At 62.8% G+C, this 19648-nt stretch carries 16 protein-coding genes; 6 read left to right on the top strand and 10 right to left on the bottom strand.

What is annotated here, in order from left to right; all coding sequences use genetic code 11:
- From deoC to JF539_RS00695, 9 genes are all read right to left on the bottom strand, one after another.
- A complete protein-coding gene (gene deoC / locus JF539_RS00735; protein ID WP_207138132.1) occupies positions 1–777 on the bottom strand; it encodes a deoxyribose-phosphate aldolase in 777 nt (258 codons plus the stop codon).
- Positions 774–1607, bottom strand: coding sequence for a purine-nucleoside phosphorylase (locus JF539_RS00730; RefSeq protein ID WP_207138130.1), 834 nt, complete (start codon positions 1605–1607; stop codon positions 774–776). Before JF539_RS00730 ends, deoC begins: the two co-directional genes overlap by 4 nt.
- A gap of 6 nt (positions 1608–1613) precedes the next feature.
- Entirely contained in the window at positions 1614–2012 is a 399-nt protein-coding gene (locus JF539_RS00725) for a cytidine deaminase (RefSeq protein WP_207138129.1), read from the bottom strand.
- Complete coding sequence (locus JF539_RS00720) at positions 2009–2977, bottom strand: ABC transporter permease (protein ID WP_207138126.1); 969 nt, start codon at positions 2975–2977, stop codon at positions 2009–2011. Before JF539_RS00720 ends, JF539_RS00725 begins: the two co-directional genes overlap by 4 nt.
- A gap of 2 nt (positions 2978–2979) precedes the next feature.
- Positions 2980–4086: an ABC transporter permease gene (locus JF539_RS00715; protein WP_207138124.1), complete on the bottom strand. Its 1107-nt coding sequence runs from the start codon at positions 4084–4086 to the stop codon at positions 2980–2982.
- Positions 4083–5639 (bottom strand): ABC transporter ATP-binding protein, encoded by a 1557-nt coding sequence (locus JF539_RS00710; RefSeq protein WP_207138122.1) that lies wholly within the window; start codon positions 5637–5639, stop codon positions 4083–4085. Before JF539_RS00710 ends, JF539_RS00715 begins: the two co-directional genes overlap by 4 nt.
- Positions 5640–5708: 69 nt before the next feature.
- Entirely contained in the window at positions 5709–6704 is a 996-nt protein-coding gene (locus JF539_RS00705; protein ID WP_207138120.1) for a BMP family lipoprotein, read from the bottom strand.
- Positions 6705–6789: 85 nt separating this feature from the next.
- The gene (locus tag JF539_RS00700; RefSeq protein WP_207138118.1) at positions 6790–7791 is read right to left on the bottom strand and encodes a BMP family lipoprotein; all 1002 of its coding nucleotides are present in this window, start codon (positions 7789–7791) and stop codon (positions 6790–6792) included.
- Positions 7792–7856: 65 nt separating this feature from the next.
- Entirely contained in the window at positions 7857–8840 is a 984-nt protein-coding gene (locus tag JF539_RS00695; protein WP_209016942.1) for a sugar-binding transcriptional regulator, read from the bottom strand.
- 674 nt (positions 8841–9514) lie between these two features.
- On the opposite strand from JF539_RS00695, the gene JF539_RS00690 reads away from it, so the two are divergent.
- The 4 genes from JF539_RS00690 to hrpB all read left to right on the top strand — a co-directional run bounded on the left by JF539_RS00690 (position 9515) and on the right by hrpB (position 14420).
- Complete coding sequence (locus JF539_RS00690) at positions 9515–10243, top strand: DUF1194 domain-containing protein (protein WP_207138116.1); 729 nt, start codon at positions 9515–9517, stop codon at positions 10241–10243.
- Between the two features lie 226 nt (positions 10244–10469).
- On the top strand, positions 10470–10901 hold the full coding sequence (locus JF539_RS00685) for a methylglyoxal synthase (protein ID WP_207138114.1): 432 nt from the start codon (positions 10470–10472) through the stop codon (positions 10899–10901).
- Positions 10902–10903: 2 nt separating this feature from the next.
- Entirely contained in the window at positions 10904–11938 is a 1035-nt protein-coding gene (glk, locus tag JF539_RS00680; protein ID WP_419247671.1) for a glucokinase, read from the top strand.
- A gap of 10 nt (positions 11939–11948) precedes the next feature.
- On the top strand, positions 11949–14420 hold the full coding sequence (hrpB, locus tag JF539_RS00675) for an ATP-dependent helicase HrpB (RefSeq protein WP_207138110.1): 2472 nt from the start codon (positions 11949–11951) through the stop codon (positions 14418–14420).
- Between the two features lie 150 nt (positions 14421–14570).
- Here hrpB and putA read toward each other — a convergent pair whose 3' ends face one another.
- Positions 14571–17711, bottom strand: coding sequence for a bifunctional proline dehydrogenase/L-glutamate gamma-semialdehyde dehydrogenase PutA (putA, locus tag JF539_RS00670; protein ID WP_207138108.1), 3141 nt, complete (start codon positions 17709–17711; stop codon positions 14571–14573).
- A gap of 140 nt (positions 17712–17851) precedes the next feature.
- Here putA and JF539_RS00665 point away from each other — a divergent pair, with 140 nt between their 5' ends.
- Together JF539_RS00665 and JF539_RS00660 are read left to right on the top strand one after the other, a co-directional pair.
- Positions 17852–18307, top strand: coding sequence for a winged helix-turn-helix transcriptional regulator (locus JF539_RS00665; protein ID WP_207138101.1), 456 nt, complete (start codon positions 17852–17854; stop codon positions 18305–18307).
- 105 nt (positions 18308–18412) lie between these two features.
- Complete coding sequence (locus JF539_RS00660) at positions 18413–19642, top strand: ABC transporter substrate-binding protein (RefSeq protein ID WP_207138099.1); 1230 nt, start codon at positions 18413–18415, stop codon at positions 19640–19642.
- Positions 19643–19648 lie beyond the last annotated feature (6 nt).

The following is a 19648-nucleotide window of genomic DNA, read 5'->3' as shown; positions in this document are numbered from 1 at the left end:
TCAGTATCCTTGCCCCTCGACAGAGTCTTTGCCTTCCAGCGTGTCGATCAGGGCGTCGAGCAGACCGCTCGCGCCGAACCGGAAGGTCGACGCGGATACCCAGTTATGCCCCATGATCCTGTCGGCAAGCGCAAGATAGGCGGCAGCGTCCTCGGCCGTCCTGATGCCGCCGGCCGGCTTGAAGCCGATGACGCGTTCCGGATCGTCCCGGCGCGCTTCCTCGATGGCGGTCAGCATGATTTCCGCGGCCTCGAGCGTTGCATTGACCGCGACCTTGCCCGTCGAGGTCTTGATGAAATCGGCACCCGCCGCAATCGCCACGTTGGCCGCCGCATGGATCAGGAGCGGATCCTTGATCTCCCCGGTCTCCAGGATGACCTTCAACAAGGCGTCCTCCGGCAAGACCTCCCTGACCCGGATGATCTGTTCCTCGACAAAGCCTTTGCGTCCCTCGACGAAGGCCTTGTAAGGCATCACGAGATCGATTTCGTCGGCGCCGTCTTCAAGCGCCTGTTTCGTTTCGGCGACGACGGACGCGGTATCGATGCCGCCGGTCGGGAAATTCACCACCGTGGCGACTTTCACGCCCGTTCCGGTCAGTTCCCGGACTGCCTGCGCCACGAAGCGGGGCCAGACGCAGATGGCGGCGACGGAACCGTGGTCCGTTACCGTGCGGCCGGTCAGGCTTGTGATATCCGCTTCCGTGCAGTCCTCGTTCAGGTTGGTCAGGTCGACCAGGCCAAGAGCCCGTTTCGCGGTTTCGATCATATCGCTCATTGGCCGACTTCCTTCACAAACGCACGCACCAGCTGCTTCATGCGGTCCGTGCCTTTCAGCGCGACCGCCTTGGTCTGCTCATGGGAGAGGGCTTCCGTCCCCAGCCCTGCTCCGTAATTGGTGATCACGGACATGGCGGCGACCCGCAGCCCCGTGAAACGGGCCAGAATGACCTCCGGCACGGTCGACATGCCCACCGCATCCGCGCCCAGAAGCTTGGCCATGCGGATTTCCGCCGGGGTTTCGAAGGTCGGGCCGGAGAACCACATGTAGACGCCTTCCGCAATCGGTTCACCCGTCTCCCGGGCGACCTTTTTCATGACCTCCCTGAGCTCCGGATCGTAGGCCGTGCTCATGTCGAGGAAGCGCTTTTCGTCCTCCTCGCCGATCAGGGGGTTCTTGCCGGACCAGTTGATGTGATCGGAAATCAGCATCGGCGATCCCGGCGTGATTTCGTCCCGCAGGGACCCCGCCGCATTGGTCGCCAGCAGGACCTCGCAGCCGAGTTCCTTCAGGGTCTGGATGGGCGTGCGCATGGCCGCCGGATCGCCGCTCTCGTAGTAGTGGGCCCGGCCGGCGAGAATGACCACGGGAACGCCGGCCAGCGTTCCAGCAACAAGCTCGCTGGAATGGGAGCTCACTGTGGACACCGGGAAATCCGTCAGGTGGGAATAGGGAATGCGAACCGCGTCCTCGATCTCTTCGGCCAGCGCGCCGAGACCGGACCCGAGGATCATGCCGATCCGGTAGGTACCCTCACGCGCGGCGCGCACGATGTCGGCGCACTCCTTGCCGTAGCCGCTGCCAAATTCACTCCCGAAACCATTCATTGAGGGTCAACCCTTCTTCATTTCCAGTTCAAAGGCGGCCGGCAGCAGCTCGTCCATGGTGAAGCTGCGCCGGACACCGTTCAGGTCCGCGACGTGGACCACGAGATGGTCGGTGCCGAATTCCTTCAGCCGCTGGCGGCACATGCCGCACGGCGAACACAGGGCCGCGTCGCCGATCACCACCATCTCGGCGATCAGACGGCGACCTCCGGCGATCATCGCGCTCACGGCGCCACCCTCGGCGCAGACGCTGACCGGATAGGACGCGTTCTCGACGTTGCAGCCGGTATAGACGGTTCCATCCGGTGTCCGGAGCGCCGCGCCGACCAGAAAGTTCGAATAAGGCGCGTAGGCGTTCTCGCGCACCGCCTTGGCCGCTTCGAACAATTCGTCCAGATCGCTCATGACCGTTCCTTCAGATACGGGACGCCGGCGGCTTTCGGCGGGATCGCCTTGCCGATGAAGCCCGCCAGCAGAATCACGGTCAGTATATAGGGCAGCGCCTGGAAAAACTGGACCGGTATTTCACCGATACCGGGGATCGCCTGCCCCTGGAGACGAATGGCCGTCGCGTCCAGAAATCCGAAGAGGAGGCAGGCGAACATGGCATTGGCCGGCTTCCATTTGGCGAAGATCAGCGCCGCCAGCGCGATGAAACCCTTGCCCGCCGTCATTTCCCTGATGAAACCGGAGGACTGGGCAATCGACAGATAGCTCCCCGCCACCCCGCACAGAATGCCGCAGGCGATCACCGCCCGGTAGCGGAGCCAGGTTACCGAGATCCCCGCCGTATCGACCGCCGCCGGGTTTTCGCCCACGGCCCTGAGTCGCAGACCGAAGCGTGTGCGGAACAGCACCCACCAGGTGATCGGAACGGCAAGGAAGGCGATGTAGACGAGGATGTTGTGCGCGGAAAGAAGCTCCGAATAGATCGGACCGATGACCGGCACCTCTCGGATCTCCTCGGCAAAAGGCCAGACAATCTCGCGGAACCGGCCGCCTTCCGGCAGGGGCGGTGTCCGCCCGCCCTGACGGAACCAGGTCTGACCGAGCAGGGCCGTCAGACCGGCGGCCAGGAAGTTGATCGCGACCCCGGAGACGATCTGGTTGCCGCGATTGGTGATCGAGGCGAAGCCATGCAACAGCCCCAGCCCGACGGAGACCGCAATCCCCGCCAGGAGACCGATCCAGGCATTCGCGGTGATATAGGCGACGGCGCCTGCGGCAAAGGCCGCGCCGAGCATCTTGCCTTCCAGGCCGATATCGACAATGCCGGACCGCTCGGAATACAGACCGGCAAGGCAGGCCAGAAGCAGCGGCGTGGACAGGCGGACGGTGGAATCGAGGATCAGGATAAGGGTCTCGAACATGATCACGCCTCCTTCGCGTCAAGCGGCCTTGACGGCGTAAGCAGCCTGACAATGGCAGGGCGGAACATGTGCTCGAGCGCCCCGGCGAACAGAATGACAAGACCCTGGATGACGATGATCATGTCCCTGGTGATATTCGGCATCTCGAAGGACAGTTCCGCGCCGCCCTGATAGAGCATGCCGAACAGGATCGCGGCCAGGACGATGCCGACCGGATGCGCCCGTCCCATCAGGGCGACGGCGATGCCGACAAACCCGTAGCCGGTGACGAAATCGATCAGCAGGCGATGCTGCGACCCCATGATTTCGTTGATCGCCATCATGCCCGCCAGACCGCCCGAGATAAGCATGGCGATGACGATGGTCTTCACCGGGGAAATACCCGCGTAGACGGCGGCGGTCGCGTTGGCGCCGAAGGATCGGATCTCGAAGCCGAGTTTCGTGCGCCAGATCAGGAGCCAGACCAGAACGCTGGCGGCAAGCGCCACGAACAAAGAAAGGTTCACAGGCGCGTAACCGAACCCGAAGGACGGGAACAGGTCGTTCAGGAAAGGCAGCCGCCCGCCGTCCTCGAAGGTGCGCGTTTCCGGCTGCATGGAGCCCGCTTTCTTGAGCATGTTGTTGAGCAGGTAGACCATCAGCGACGACGCGATGAAATTGAACATTATGGTGGTAATGACCACGTGGCTGCCGCGGGTCGCCTGCAGCCAGGCGGGAATGAAGGCCCAGGCGGCCCCCATCGCGGCGGAGCCGAGAATGGCGAAGGGCAGCGTCACGTACCAGGGTACGTAGCGATCCAGCGCCAGACAGGCGAAGGCAACGCCGAGGCCTCCGACATAGGCCTGCCCCTCGCCACCGATATTGAACAACCCGGCATGAAACGCGACGGCAACCGCCAGGCCCGTGAAAATGAAGTTGGTCGCGTAAAACAGGGTAAAGCCAATGCCCTCGCCGTATCCGAGCGACCCCCAGATCAGGATACGGACCGCGTCCAGCGGGTTTTCCCCGATCAGGATCACCACAAGGCCCGAGACCAGAAAGGCCGCCGCGAGATTCAAAAACGGGATCAGGACATAATCGACCCAGCGGGGAAGGCGGCCGGCGCTCATTGGACACCTCCTTCGGCAGGTGCCGAATGTGTGTCATCGACACCGGCCATCAGCAGACCAAGGTCTCCCTCGTCCGCATCGGCTCCCCGCTCGCCGACGATCCTACCGTCGAACATGACCAGCACCCGGTCGGACAGACCCCGGATTTCGTCAAGCTCCACCGACACGAGCAGGATACCCTTTCCGGCGTCGCGCAATTCCACGAGGCGGCGGTGAATGAACTCGATCGCACCGATATCGACGCCCCGGGTCGGCTGCCCGACGAGGAGCACCTGCGGGTCCCGTTCGATCTCCCGGGCGAGCACGATCTTCTGCTGATTGCCGCCGGAGAAGCTTGCCGTCTTAAGCATCGGATTGGGCGGCCGGATATCGTATTTCTCGATTTCCGCCACGGCGTTCTTCCTGATGACGGCAAGATCCATCAAAAGCCCCTTCGAATAGGCCGGGTCGCGGTGATAGCCCAGGATGGAATTCTCGTATTCGGCGAAGCTGTTGATGAGGCCCATGCGGTGCCGGTCTTCCGGAACGTGGCCCATGTTCTTGTCACGCATATCCGCCGCATCCAGCGTGCTCGCCCCTAGATCGATGGTCTCGCCGTTGATCTTCAGCTTGCCGCTGGTCGCCTTGCGAATGCCGGCCAGGGTCTCCAGGAGTTCGGACTGGCCGTTTCCGGAAACGCCCGCGATGCCGACGATCTCCCCGGCGCGAACGGTAAAACTCACATCCTTGACCGCCTGAACGCCCCGTTTGTCGGTGACCGTGAGGTTTTCCACCTCCAGAACCGGCGCTCCGGGCTCGGCGGGTTTCTTGTCAACCCTGAGAAGAACGGAGCGCCCGACCATCAGTTCGGCAAGTTCCTCCATGGTCGTGCCGGCGGTCTCGCGCGTCGCCACCATCTCGCCGCGCCGCATGACCGACACCGTATCGGTCACGGCCATGATCTCGCGCAGCTTGTGGGTGATGAGCAGGATCGTCTTTCCCTCGTCCTTGAGGACATTCAGGATCTTGAACAGGTGGTCGGCCTCGGCGGGTGTAAGCACTCCGGTTGGCTCGTCGAGGATCAGAACCTCAGCGCTGCGGTAAAGCGCCTTCAGAATTTCCACACGCTGCTGCAGCCCGACCGGCAGGTCCTGAATGAGGGCTTCCGGATCGACGCGCAGCTCGTATTCCTCCTCCAGCCGCTTCAGTTCGCGCTTCGCGCGCGCGAGACCGCCTGCGAGGAGTCCGCTGTCCTCCGCCCCGAGCACGACGTTTTCCAACACCGAGAAATTGTCGACCAGCATGAAATGCTGGTGCACCATGCCGATGCCCAGAGCGATGGCATGTTTGGAATCGCTTATGGTGACCGTCCTGCCGTCGACCAGGATGTCTCCGTCATCGGCGTTGTAAAAGCCGTAGAGAATGGACATCAGCGTCGACTTGCCGGCGCCGTTTTCTCCGATGATCCCGTGAATGGATCCCTTTTTCACGACAAGGTCGATGTCCTTGTTGGCGTGAACCGGTCCGAAACTCTTGTTGATCTTGCGCAGTTCGATTGCAGGCGTTTCGCTCATGCCGTCCCCCGGGCACAACGTTCTTCTGTTTTCATTCGTTTCTGCCCCTCGCGGTGTGCCGGCCCCTTTTCAGAAAGGGCACTCGCCTTCGCTGACGACATCGTGAACCGTAATGGAACCGTCCGAAATGCCGGCCACCGCGGCCTCCGCCGCGGCTTTCATCTCGTCCGTGATCAGGCCCTTGTTGTTCTCGTCCAGAACCCAGTCCATGCCGCCGTCGGCAACGCCCAGCACCTGGATGCCGGGCTTGAACCTTCCCTCCTTCGCGGACTTGAAGCTGTCATAGACCGCGTTGTCGACGCGTTTGCGGATCGAGGTCAGGACCTTGCCGGGATGCAGGCCGTTCTGGTTGCTGTCCGTGCCGATGCCGAGCACACCGGCGTCGGCCGCTTTCTGCAGCACGCCAATGCCGGTGCCGCCGGCCGCCTGAATGATGACATCCGCACCGCGCTGAATCTGACCCGCGGCCAGTTCGCCGCCGCGCACCGGATCGGCGAAGGCCGCCGGCGTGTCGCCCGTCATGTTGAAGAGGACCCTGACGTCCGCGTCGACGGAAAGCGCGCCTTGCTTGTAACCGCACAGGAAGCGCCGGATGATCGGAATGTCCATGCCGCCGACAAAGCCGATGGTTCCGTTTTTTGAAGCCATCGCGGCCAGGAGCCCGGCGATATAGGCGCCTTCCTGTTCCTTGAAGACATAGGAGCGCACATTAGGCTGCTCTACGACCATATCGACGATGGCAAAGTCCGATTCCGGAAAGCTGCTGGCAACCTGGCCAAGGGCATTGGCCTGGTTGAAGCCGATGGCGACCACCGGCTCGGCGCCCCGGCTGGCGAAGTTGCGCAGGGCCTGAACGCTTTGCGCGTCCCGTTCCAGCTCGAATTCCCGAACCGTTTCTCCGGTCTCTTTCCGAAACCGCTCCACCCCCGCAAAGGCGCTTTCATTGAAGGACCCGTCGAACTTGCCGCCGACGGAATAAACGATCGCCGGCTCGGCGAACGCGCCGGCCGCAGAAAACCCCACGGCCAGGACCGCGAGCAACAAACGTGAATTGAAACGCCACATCCCGACCCCACCAAGACTTCGGAAACTGACAGCCGCGAGCGATTGACCTCCGCGCAAAAAGGCGCGGAGGTCAAGGGACTTTACCTTAAAGCGGGCAGGCCTGGTCGGACATGTAGTCGTGAACGACGATCTCGCCGGAAACGATCTTGTTCGTCGCGTCTTCCACCGCGGTCTTCATGTCGGCCGTGATGAGGGCCGTGTTGTTGTCGTCCAGCGCCCAGTCGACACCGCCTTCCTTGAGGCCCAGTATATTGGTACCCGAGGTCCAGGCGTCGTTTTTCGCGTCATCGAAGGCCTTGTAAACGGCCGTGTCGACGCGCTTCAGCATGGAGGTCAGGACGGAACCCGGATGCAGGGCATTCTGGTTGCTGTCGACGCCGATGCCGAGTTTGCCGGCATCCGCGGCCGCTTGCAGGACACCGATGCCCGTGCCGCCGGCGGCGTGATAGATCACATCCGCGCCACGGTCGAACTGGGACTTGGCGAGTTCGCCGCCCTTGACCGGATCGTTCCACGCAGCACCGGTGGTGCCGGTCATGTTCTCAAAGACCTCCGCGTCCGCATTCGCGGCAACGACGCCCTGCTTGTAGCCGCAGGAAAATTTGCTGATCAGCGGAATATCCATGCCGCCGACGAACCCGACCTTGCCGGTCTCCGACGCCATGCCGGCCAGCAGGCCGACGATGTAGGAGCCTTCGTGCTCCTTGAAGAGGATGGAGCGCACGTTCGGCAGGTCCACGACTTCATCGACGATCGCGAACTGCAGGTCCGGGAATTCGGCGGCAACCTTCTCGACGGCGGCCTTCTGGGAGAAGCCGATGGCGACGATCGGGCTCATGCCGCGCTTGGCGAAATTGCGAAGCGCCTGCTCGCGCTGACTGTCGTTCTGGATCTCGAAGTCGCGGAATTCGATCCCGCTGTCTTCCTTGAACTTCTCGGCGCCGTTGTAGGCCGCCTCGTTGAACGACTTGTCGAACCGTCCGCCGAGATCGTAAAGAACGGCCGGCTTGATATCGGCCGCAGCCGCGCTCACGGCCGACAAGGCCAATCCGGCCAGCGCCGAGCCAATGGTAAGAGATATTTTCATAATCTGTTTTCTCCGACATGCAGGAGCCCGCCAAAGCCGGCCCGTTTCCCCTCTCGGCCCAGTCTTCAGGCAGACTGCACCATCTGCAATCCGACCCGCGCGCCGAGTACCCTGGCCAGGGCCTCGTCCGTCACGAGATCGGTAATGACACCGGTGCGCAGGGCGGCAAGCGTGGCATCCACCTTGCCTTCTCCACCCACCAGCGCAATCACCCTGGCTCCGCGCACCTCATCGAAGTGCAAACCGACCGCGAGGTCGCTCAGCGGATCGGGAGCCAGTTTTCCTTCAATCGTCAGGAAGCGCCCCATCAGATCGCTGACGGCGCCGCGCGACAAGAGTGCCTCCTGTTCTAATTTAGAGATCATGCCCCGCTTGACGAGATGACCTTCGTTTTCCACCGAACCGATGCCGATCACAAAGGCATCGCACCGCCGCGCCCGTGTCATCAGGTCCTGAACGCTGCGCTGGCTCAGAAACACCGCTTTTTCGTCCGGACTTTCCGCAAAGTAGGGAACGGGCAGATAGTAACCTATGCCGCCTGTGCGCTCCTGCATTTTTTGGACGATGTCATAGGGGTTGGCAGCCAGTGTCCGGGTCAGGGATCCGGAAATCGATATGATTTCGAGATCCGGACGCGCGAACCTCGGCAACGCTTCCACCGCGGCGGTCAGCGTGCGCCCCATGCCTACCCCGAGCCGGGCAACTCCGGCCCCGCCCAGCAGACCCGTCAGGAACTGTGCCGCCGAGACGGCAACGGCCCGCAGGGCGCCGTCTTCCTCGCAGCCACCGAGCTCCGGCGCGACGATGCAGTTGGTCAGCCCGAAATACCGCGACAGCTCTTCTTCCAGCTCCAGGCATTCCTTCGGACGTCCGTCGATCTGGAATCTGACATGCCCGGCTTTCTGGGCATGGGCGATCAACCGGTGAACCTTTGCAGGGGACACGCCGAGCTGAGACGCGATCTCGCCCTGCGTGCGCCCGCCGACAAACGACAGCCAGGCGGCGCGGATGGCCATGTAGGAAGCCCAGTCGTCGTCGCGCGTGCTCATCCGCCTCCTTACCTTCCCCGACATCGGCGGGCATCTCTGCGACCGCATACGGCGACACGCCCTGCCTTGCCCGCTTTTGCTTTGCCGCCACGCTTCGCGAGGCGATGCGAAAATTTATTCACTTCCTGAGAATTTCTTCAGATCATGATCAGCCAGAACAGTCCCGTCAACCGAAAAAAGCAGGCGCAACGCGACCGGTACGCCCAATAGGTAGGCAATTGCCAATTTGATGTTCAAATAGGCAACTCGGCAAAAATTGCCGCCCCGGCCGGGAATTTTGCATCCACTGGGAAAAAGTTTCCTAGCAATCCGGCACTTATTTCCTATCTGTGGAATACGCGCACTTTGTGCGCATTTGATTTTGCCAGATAAATAGAATCCGACTAGATTTGGCATGTAGCTTGCTAAGTAATTACACAAGCCAAACCAAGGCATAAGCCTGTGTATCGGTAAGATTCACAAGCAATGGGAAGGTATGGCAAACAACAACTAAACACTGGGGAGACGTGGCAACGCGGCCGCATGGCCGGAATAAGGAGAAAACAATGCGTCTCGGCATAAAGACAACTACCTGTGCAAAGGCAGTTCTTACGATACTGTCATTCCTCTGTGCGGCACTCTTTCTTACCGCACCCTCCGCAGCCCGGGATTTACGCCTGGCTCTGCCCGCATCGATGCAATACAGTTACAATCCGGCCAACGAAGTGGACGTGGAACTCGTCCTGGCCGTCGACATCTCCCAATCCATGGACAAGGAAGAACAGGAAGTGCAGCGCGCCGGATATGTGTCGGCCCTGACCTCCAAGCAATTCCTCGACGCGATTCAGGTCGGCCCGATCGGGCGGGTCGCGGTCACCTACATGGAATGGGGGGGCGTGGACGAGCATTTCATCGTTGCCGATTGGGCCGTCATACAGGATGCCTCATCCGCCTCGCATTTCGCGTCCAAGATCGCGGAAGCCCCATTGAGGCAGGTGCAACGGACGTCCATTGCCTCGGCCCTGGAAAAATCCGTTCAGATGGTCCAGAGCAACCAGTATACGGGTTTGCGCCAGGTGATCGATATTTCCGGAGACGGCCCCAACAACCAGGGTGGCTCGGTGACGGAAATGCGAGACCGGATGGTTGCCGCCGGCGTCACCATCAACGGTCTGCCGTTGATGATGAAATCCAACAAGAACACCTGGCAGGCCATGCTGAACCTGGATCATTACTACGAGGACTGCGTGATCGGCGGCCCCGGCTCCTTCGCCATTCCGGTCAGGTCGAAGGAAGGCTTCGCGGACGCGATCCGCATGAAACTGGTCATGGAAATCGCCGGCCTGACATTGCCGGACAGAACCACTCCCCTGCTGCACAAGGTGGCCGGCCGCGAACCGGTCCGGTGCAACCTCTTCGATTAAGATCGCCACGTCTGAATACCTGAACTCCTCTACTGTCGCCGCGCTTCCCACGGAAGCGCGGTTTTTTCGCGCCAACCCAAAGCGCTTTGATATGTTAAAAAACGTGATTCGTTCTGTCGTATGATCCTTTGCGCGCCGCGTTTTTGCGGCTAATACCAAGGACCTCGACTACGACCCTTGGTATAAACACTTTCCCGCGCCTTCCGCTCCGCGAAGAGGACCAGCCATGTCTGCAACGCCCACCCTCGCCCTTGTCGCCCACGACGCCAAGAAAGACGCCATGGTGGAGTTCGCAATACGCCACCGGGAGAAGCTGTCGACATTCAACCTGGTCGGCACGGGCACAACAGGCGGCCGCATTCAGGAGGCCTGTCCCGATCTCAAGATCACCCGACTGAAAAGCGGCCCTCTTGGCGGCGACCAGCAAATCGGCGCCATGATCGCGGAAGGCAAGTTGCAGGGCCTGTTCTTTTTCATCGATCCCCTGTCCCCCATGCCCCACGATGTCGACGTGAAAGCGCTGATGCGCCTGGCGGTCGTCTATGACATGCCGATGGCACTCAATCCGTCCACCGCGGACATCGTGCTGCGCTCGGCACGCCTGCAGGGCCTGAAAACCACGTCGGAAACCCCGGAAGTCCGGTCGTTTTCCTCATGACGCTGCCTGGCTTGTCCAAAGGATTTTCCTACCCCGTCCTGGTCGCGGATATCGGCGGCACCAATGCGCGTTTCGCCCTGGTGGACCATTCCAGCGCGCCGACGCGCCTGTGCGGCACAACGGCCACCGCGGATCATCCCGATATCGCCCCCGCGATCCGGGAAACCGTTTTCCCGGAAACGAAGGAAAGGCCGAAAACCGCGATTATCGCCGTCGCCGGTCCGGTGACTGGCAATAAGATCCCCCTGACCAATGCCGCCTGGGTGATTGAACCCTTGAAAATGATCGCCGAACTCGGCCTGGAGGAAGTCATCGTGCTCAACGACTTCGAGGCCCAGGCACTGGCGCTGCCGGCCTACTGCGGCGCCGACGTGGAGCAGATCGGGTCAGGCACGGTGCGCGAAGCCAGCGCCAAATTCGTGCTTGGGCCCGGAACCGGGCTGGGCGCGGCGGCGCTGATCCACGCGGCGCGGACCTGGGTTCCGGTCCCCGGCGAAGGCGGCCATGTGGAGCTCGGGCCGGTTTCCGATGAAGACTACGCCATATGGCCCCACATAGAACGCGTCGGCGGACGTCTCGGCGCGGAGCAGCTGTTGAGCGGCACGGGATTTCCCCGTCTTGCCCAGGCCGTCTCCCTGTGGATGGGGCTTGAGCGCCGGTTCGAAACGCCGGCCAGCATCACGATGGCCGCCGACGACAACGATCCCGTGGCCGTCAAGACGCTCCAGGTGGCCGCCCGGGCCTTCGGCCGGGTTGCCGGGGATTTCGCGCTAAGCGTCCTGGCCCGGGGCGGGGTTTACCTGACCGGAGGGATCACGCCCAGGATCGCGCGGTTTCTGACCGATGGCGGGTTCCGGGCTTCCTTCGAAGCCAAGGCGCCCCACGAAGGGCTGATGGCCAAGATCCCCACCTTCATTGTCCGGCACCCCAACCCGGCGCTTGAAGGCCTGGCCTCCTACGCCCGGACACCGGCGGCTTTCGCCGTCGACCTTTACGGCCGTCAGTGGTCCAGCGCCTCCGGTGCGGGCCGGGACTGACCGAGGATCGATGAATACCCCTGCCGCCTTCGGAACACCGCTGCCGATCGATGGCGTTCTCCGCGACCTGCTTCAGACCCTGGAGAGCGCATCTAACGCGGTTCTCGTCGCCGAACCGGGCGCCGGCAAGACCACCCGCGTGCCGCTTGCGCTCTTGAATGCGTCCTGGCGGGGGCACGGCAAGATCCTGGTGCTTGAACCCCGCCGGCTCGCGGCGCGGGCCGCCGCAAGGCGCATGGCGGAAGAGCTTGGCGAGAAACCCGGCGAGACCGTCGGCTACCGGGTGCGCATGGAAACGCGGGTCAGCGCGCGAACCCGGATCGAAATCATCACCGAAGGGGTCTTCACCCGGCTGATCCTGGACGATCCGGAACTGACCGGCGTTGCCGCCATCCTGTTCGATGAATTTCACGAGCGTTCGCTCGACGGCGATCTGGGACTGGCGCTCGCTCTCGATGTGCAATCCGCGCTCCGGGAAGACCTGCGCCTCCTGCCCATGTCGGCCACGCTCGACGCCGCAAGTATCTCGAAGTTGCTCGGCGACGCACCGGTTATCGAGAGCAAGGGCCGCAGTTTCCCGGTCGAGACACGCTATCTGGGCCGCGATCCGAAACAACGGATCGAGCCGCAGGTTGCCCGAGCCGTCCGAAAGGCGCTTTCGGAAGAGACCGGCTCGGTCCTCGTGTTTCTGCCCGGCCAGGGCGAGATCCGGCGGACCGCCGAACTTCTGGCCGGCGAGGTGCCGGCCCATTGCCGGATCGCACCGCTTTACGGCGGCCTGGACGCAAGGGCGCAGGACGCGGCCATCAGCCCCGCAGCGGAAGGAACCCGGAAAATCGTTCTCGCCAGCGCTATCGCGCAAACCTCGCTCACCATCGAAGGCGTGCGCGTGGTCATCGACAGCGGCCTGGCACGGGTTCCGAAATACGAGCCGCAGACCGGCCTGACCCGGCTTGAAACTGTGCGCGTTTCCAGAGCATCGGCGGACCAGCGCCGGGGCCGCGCGGGCCGGACGGAGCCCGGGGTCTGTTACCGGCTCTGGGACGAGGCGCAAACAACCGCGCTGCCTGCGGCCGAAGCGCCGGAAATCCTGGAAGCCGATCTGACCGGCCTGGTCCTGGACCTCGCGGCATGGGGAACGCTCGATCCGTCCGCCCTGACCTTCCCCGACCCGCCACCGCAGGCGGCCTGGATCGAGGCCAAAGTTCTGTTGCAAGACCTTCACGCACTTGATGGCGCAGGCCGGCTCAGTGAAGCGGGCAAGACCCTTGCCCGTCTGCCGCTTCATCCGCGTCTGGCGCATATGCTGATCGAGGGAAACGCCCGGGGCCTCGGCTATACTGCGGCGCTTATCGCTCTCATCCTGTCGGAACCCGGCCTCGGCGGCCGCGATCCGGATATGCGCGCGCGCCTGCAGGCGCTGCGCCACGACAAGAGCCAGCGAGCGAAGGACGGCCGGGCGCTGGCCGAGCGCTGGCTGAAGCAGGCCGGAGGCTCCGGGTCTACAATCGACATCGAAAGCGCGGGGTTCCTGCTCGCTCTCGCCTATCCCGACCGGGTTGCCCAGGCGCGCGGCCAGACAGGCCGTTTCCGGCTCGCCAACGGCCGGGGAGCGGAGCTTGAGCAGGGACATGCGCTGTCGGGTGAGCCTTTCCTGACCGTTGCCGACATACAAGGGAAAGCCGCCAGCGGCCGCATTCAGCTCTGCGCGCCGATTTCGAAGGCTGAAATCGAAGAGCTCTTCGGTGAGGGCATTGTTGAGGAGGACGAGGTCCAGCTCAGCGGCGATGGAGCACTCAAGGCCCGGCGTGTGACACGTTACAAGGCTGTCGAGCTCCGGTCGGTGGCAATTCAGTCGGCCGATCCGGTCGCGGTAGAAAAGGCGCTTCTTGCCGAGATCCGCCGCCGGGGCGTTTCCCGCCTTCCCTGGAGCAAGGATCAGCAGCGCCTGCGCAGGCGGGTGGGCTATGCTCGGGAAAACGGCGCGGAGGATTTGCCGGACCTCTCCGACGCGGCGCTGACCGAAAGCTTGGAAGCCTGGCTTCAGCCCTATCTCGCCGGTCTGACGAGCGTCAGTGCCATCGACGCGGCCGTAATCGGCAACGCGCTTGCCGCTCTCCTGCCTTATGACGCCGCGTCCCGGCTCGACGCTCTCGCCCCGTCGCACTTCACGGCGCCGACCGGCAGCAAGGTGCCCATCGACTACGGCGCTGCGGCGGGACCGACGCTCTCCATCCGCGTCCAGGAGCTCTTCGGCCTCAAGGACCACCCAAGCGTCTGCGATGGACGCCTGCCGCTGATCCTGGAACTACTCTCTCCCGCCCAGCGCCCGATCCAGATCACGAAGGATCTTCCGGGTTTCTGGGCCGGGTCCTGGGCGGATGTGAAGGCTGACATGAAAGGGCGCTATCCAAAGCACCCCTGGCCGGACGACCCGACGGTCGCTGAAGCGACGCGGCGGGCAAAGCCGAGGGGGCGTTGAGGCTTACGCCAAACCGGGACGACAAGCCGATGGGTGGAACTCGCCCCGGTTCCAAAAATTTCAGTTTAAAGCATCCTGTGTCATGCCCGGATCAAGTCCGAGCATGACACAGGAGAGTTAGAGCCTGAACTCGCTTCTGGCAGGTCCCGCTCAATCGTCCGACGCCGCAACCAGGCTGGCGTTTCCGCCGGCAGCGGCCGTGTTGATGGAGACGACCTGTTCCAGCGCGAATCGGGTCAGGTAGAGCGGGCCGCCGGCCTTCGGGCCAGTGCCGGAGAGGCCCGAGCCGCCGAAGGGCTGGGTGCCGACAACGGCGCCGATGGTGTTGCGGTTGACATAGACGTTGCCGACGGACAACCGGTCGACCACCTTCTTCACCGTGGCATCGATGCGGCTGTGCACGCCAAGCGTCAGACCGTAGCCAGTCGAGGCGATCTGGTTCAGCACCTTGTCGATGTCCCTGGCCTTGTAGCGCACCACATGAAGCACCGGCCCGAAGACCTCGCGGGTCAGGGCTTCGGCCTTGTCCAGCTCGATGATATGCGGCGCGACCCAGGAGCCGTTGCCGAGGCTTCCTGACGGGATTCCACCGGCGTAGCGCAGCGTCTGGCTCTCCTTCATGTCATCGACATGGGACAGGATATTGTCACGGGCCTCCTCGTCGATGACCGGGCCGATATCGGTGGACGGAAGACGCGGATCGCCGAGTTTCAGCTCCTTCGCAGCCCCTTCCAGCATCGTCAGCAAGGTGTCGGCGACATCCTCCTGCACATAAAGCAGACGCAGGGCGGAACAGCGCTGGCCGGCGGAGCGGAAGGCGGACATGACGACGTCGTCGCAGACCTGTTCCGGCAGCGCGGTCGCATCCACAAGCATGGCGTTGATGCCGCCGGTTTCGGCGATCAGCGGTACGATCGGGCCGCGCTTGGCTGCGAGCGTGGAATTGATCGCCCAGGCTGTTTCGGTGGAGCCGGTGAAGGCAACGCCGGCGACGGCCGGATGCGAGGTCAGGGCCGCGCCGATCTCGCCTTCGCCCGGAACCAGCAGGAAGGCATCGTCCGGAATGCCGGCCTCATACATCAGTTTCGCGGTCTCATGGGCGATCAGCGGCGTCTGTTCCGCAGGTTTGGCAACGACCGCGTTACCGGCAACCAATGCGGCGCTGATCTGGCCGAGATAAATCGCCAGCGGGAAGTTCCAGGGGGAGATACAAACAAAGACGCCCCGGCCGCGATGGCGGTAGCGGTTTTCCTCGCCGGTCGGTCCGGGCATCAGCCGGCCTTCGCCGAACAGGGTCAGGGCTTCGCTGGCGTAGTAGCGGCAGAAGTCCACCGCCTCGCGGATCTCGGCGATGCCGTCGGTCAGGCATTTGCCGGCTTCCAGCGACAGGATCGTCATCAGCCGGTCGCGGTTGGCCTCCAGAAGATCACCAACCTTCGCCACGGCGGCGGCGCGTTCCTCCACGGGTCTGCGCGACCAGGCTTCGAAGCCCTTCTGCGCGACTTCCATCGCCTTGCCGGCCGTGTCGCGGGTCGCGAAGGTGACGGTTCCGACCCTGGTCGTGCCGTCCATCGGAGCGAATACCGGATGAGCTTCGCCCTCTTTCGCCACCCCCTTGCCAAGCGGATGCGCATCGGTGAAAGGCGGCTGGAATTTCGCCATGCCGTCGACGAGCATGTTGCGCTCGGTGGCCCAGCCGAATTCGACCCCTTCGGAGTTGTCACGGCTTTCGCCATAAAGATCCTTCGGCAGCGGAATGGAGCGGTTGACCGCATGATGACCGTTGTCGAGAATTTCGCCCGGCCGCTTCAGCAGTGCTTCGGTCGGAACCGATGTATCGCCGACAATGGTGACAAAGGAGGAGTTGGCGCCGTTTTCCAGAAGCCGGCGAACCAGATAGGCGAGCAGGTCCTTGTGTCCGCCGACGGGCGCGTAGATGCGGCAGGGAAAGCCGTCGCGTTCGCAGACGGACTTGTAGAGGCTCTCACCCATGCCGTGGAGGCGCTGGAACTCGTAGCCTTCGGACGAACCGCCCGCGAGTTCGACGATCTGGGCGATGGTCAGGGCGTTATGGGTGGCGAACTGCGGGTAAAGCACGTCGCGGGCCGCCAGCATGCGCTTGGCGCAGCACAGATAGGAGAGATCGGTCGCGGCCTTGCGGGTGAAGACCGGATAACCTTCTGCACCGCCTTCCTGCGCGTGCTTGATTTCCGTGTCCCAATAAGCGCCCTTCACGAGGCGGACCATCATCTTGCGATTGGTCTTGCGCGCCGCGTTGACCAGCCAGTCGATCACGTGAATGCCGCGCTTCTGGTAAGCCTGAACCGCCAGGCCGAAACCGTCCCAGCCTTCAGTCACCGGGTCGTTCAGGAGCGCGGCGATGACATCGAGCGAAATTTCCAGCCGGTCGGCCTCTTCGGCATCCACGGTGAAGTTCAGATTGCGGTCCTTGGCCATCTGAACCAGTTCACGCAGCTTCGGCAGGAGTTCGTCGCGCACCCGATCGCCGTTGACGGCCTGATAGCGCGGATGAAGCGCGGAAAGCTTGACGGAAATCCCCGGACGGTCCGGCAGCGGCTTGTCGCCGGCGGCCTTGCCGATTGCCTCGATCGCGTTGGCGTAGGACTGGAAATAGCGCTCGGCATCCTTCCGGGTGCGCGCGCCCTCGCCCAGCATGTCGTAGGAATAGCGATAGCCCTTGGCCTGCTGGGCCTTGGCGCGCTCAAGCGCCTTCTGGATGGTTTCGCCCAGAACGAACTGGTGCCCCAGAAGCTGCATCGCCTTGCGGGTCGCCACCCGCACGGTCGGCATGCCCATGCGCTTGACCAAGCTGGAGAGAATGCTTTGCGGCGTGTCGCCCGGATGCAGCAGGCGGGAGGTGACGCCCAGCGCCCAGGACGACGCGGAGACCAGCCAGGTGTCGGATTTGGGGCCGGACGGGTCGTCGAACCGGGCGGCGGCCAGCTTGTCCTCGATCAGCTTGTCGGCGGTGGTGGCATCCGGAACCCGCAGCAGCGCCTCGGCGAGAACCATCATTGCGAGACCTTCGCGCGTGGTCAGGCCGAACTCCCGCATGAAGTCCTCGACGCCGCCGAGACCGACCTGCACCGAGCGCATGTCTTCGACATAGCCCCGGGCACGCTGGTCGATCAGCTTTTCCACCACGGGATCGCCCTTGGCCTCCTTCAGAAGCGCTTCGACAAGTTTTCTGTCGTCGGGGGCGTAATCGGCGCGGAACGGTTCGAGTTCAACGCTGTCCATCGTCTTCTTTGCTGCGGAGGATGCGGTCATGAGCTGCTCCCAAAAGACCCCGTGGGATCGAAAATTGAAATTTCCCTAAATTACCTCATGCCGATGGCCGATAAACACTGTTTTTTGATATCAAATTAGTGATATTCTCGTCTCATACTACAATTTTAGAGAAAATCACTATGCTCGATACGACTGACCGGCGGATTCTGAAGGTTCTTCAGGAGGACGGGCGGATCACCAACACGGATCTGTCGGAACGGGTGAACCTGTCGGCGACCGCGACGGCGGAACGCATGAAGCGTCTGGTCCGAGACGGCTACATCGAGGGTTTCTCCGCAACGCTCGACCCGCGTAAAGTGGAACGCGGTCTCCTGGTCTTCGTCGAGATCCGCCTCGACCGCACCTCGCCGGAAATCTTCGACGCGTTCAAGCTGGCGGTGGAGCGCTCGCGCGATATTCTGGAGTGCCATATGGTGGCCGGGGGCTTCGACTATCTTATGAAGAGCCGTGTCAAGGACATGGAGGCCTACCGGGCCTTCCTCTCCGACGTGGTGCTGGCGCTTCCCGGCGTCCGCGAAACCCACACCTACGCGGTGATGGAAGAGATCAAGGATACGCATATCCTGCCGGTGTGAGCCGATCCTTCCAGATCTTGAACCGCCTTCACAAAGCCTTGTCTTGACGGTGTCCTGTGGACTGCGCGAGGGAAGGCCCCTGATGAAAATGCAAGAGGAAGTCAGATGAAACGACTGTTTGCCGCCGGTCTTTTTTTACTCGGAACCATCCTGGCACCGGTCATTGCCTGCGCCCAGGATCAAACCCCGAGCAGTGACTGGCAGGACGTTCTCGACAAGGCCAAGGGTCAGACGGTCTATTTTCACGCCTGGGGCGGCGAGCCGCGGATCAATGCCTATATCCAGTGGGCCGCTCGGGAGGTGAACAACGCCTATGGCGTGCGCGTCGTGCATGTGAAGGTCAGCGACACGGCTTCCGTCGTCTCTCAGGTGCTTGCGGAAAAATCCGTCGGCAAAACCTCCGGAGGCGCGGTCGATCTCATCTGGATCAACGGCGAGAATTTCGCCGCCATGAAGGAAAACGGGCTGCTGGCCGCGTCCGGTTGGGCGGAAGACCTGCCGAACTGGCGCAATGTCGACGTTGAAAACAAGCCGACGGTCAAGGTGGATTTCACGGTGCCGACGGACGGGCTGGAAAGCCCCTGGGGCATGGCCAAGCTTGTCTTCATGTATGACAGCGCGCGCCTCGAAACGCCGCCGACCTCGCTCGACGCCCTTCTTGAGTTCGCGAAAAATAACCCGGGCCGGATCGCCTATCCCCAGCCGCCGAATTTCCACGGCACCACCTTCTTGAAGCAGGTGCTGATCAACACCGTTCAGGATCCGGCTTTCCTGTCCGGACCGGCTATCCCGGCGACTTTCGCTGAGGTGAGCGCACCGCTCTTTGCCTATCTGGATGCGCTGCACCCCTATCTCTGGCGACAGGGCGAGGCCTTTCCGAAAAACGCCGCCCATATGCGCCAGCTTCTGGCCGACGGCGAGTTGGACATTGCCTTTTCCTTCAATCCCGGAGATGCCTCCGGCGCCATCGCCAACGGCGAACTGCCGGAGACCGTGCGCACGTTCGTGCTCGACGGCGGCACCATCGGCAACACCCATTTCGTCGCGATCCCGTTCAACAGTTCCGCTCGGGAGGGGGCTCAGGTGTTGGCCGATTTTCTTTTGAGCCCGCTGGCCCAGTCCCGCAAGCAGGATCCCGAAATCTGGGGTGACCCGACGGTCCTGAAGGTCGACGCGCTGCCTGCCGAAGAAAGAGCCCGGTTCGAACGGGTCGACCTCGGCGTGGCGACACTGTCTCCGGAAGACCTCGGCCCCGTGCTGCCGGAGCCGCATCCGAGCTGGGTCAGCGCGCTGGAAGAAGCCTGGAGCGCGCGTTACGGCGCGCAGGGCGAGTAAGGGTCC

The organism is Roseibium aggregatum, assembly GCF_017309185.1.
Classification (GTDB): domain Bacteria; phylum Pseudomonadota; class Alphaproteobacteria; order Rhizobiales; family Stappiaceae; genus Roseibium; species Roseibium aggregatum_B.
The sequence above is the reverse complement of the archived record's forward strand: the minus strand, read 5'-3'. Positions and strand labels throughout refer to the sequence as shown.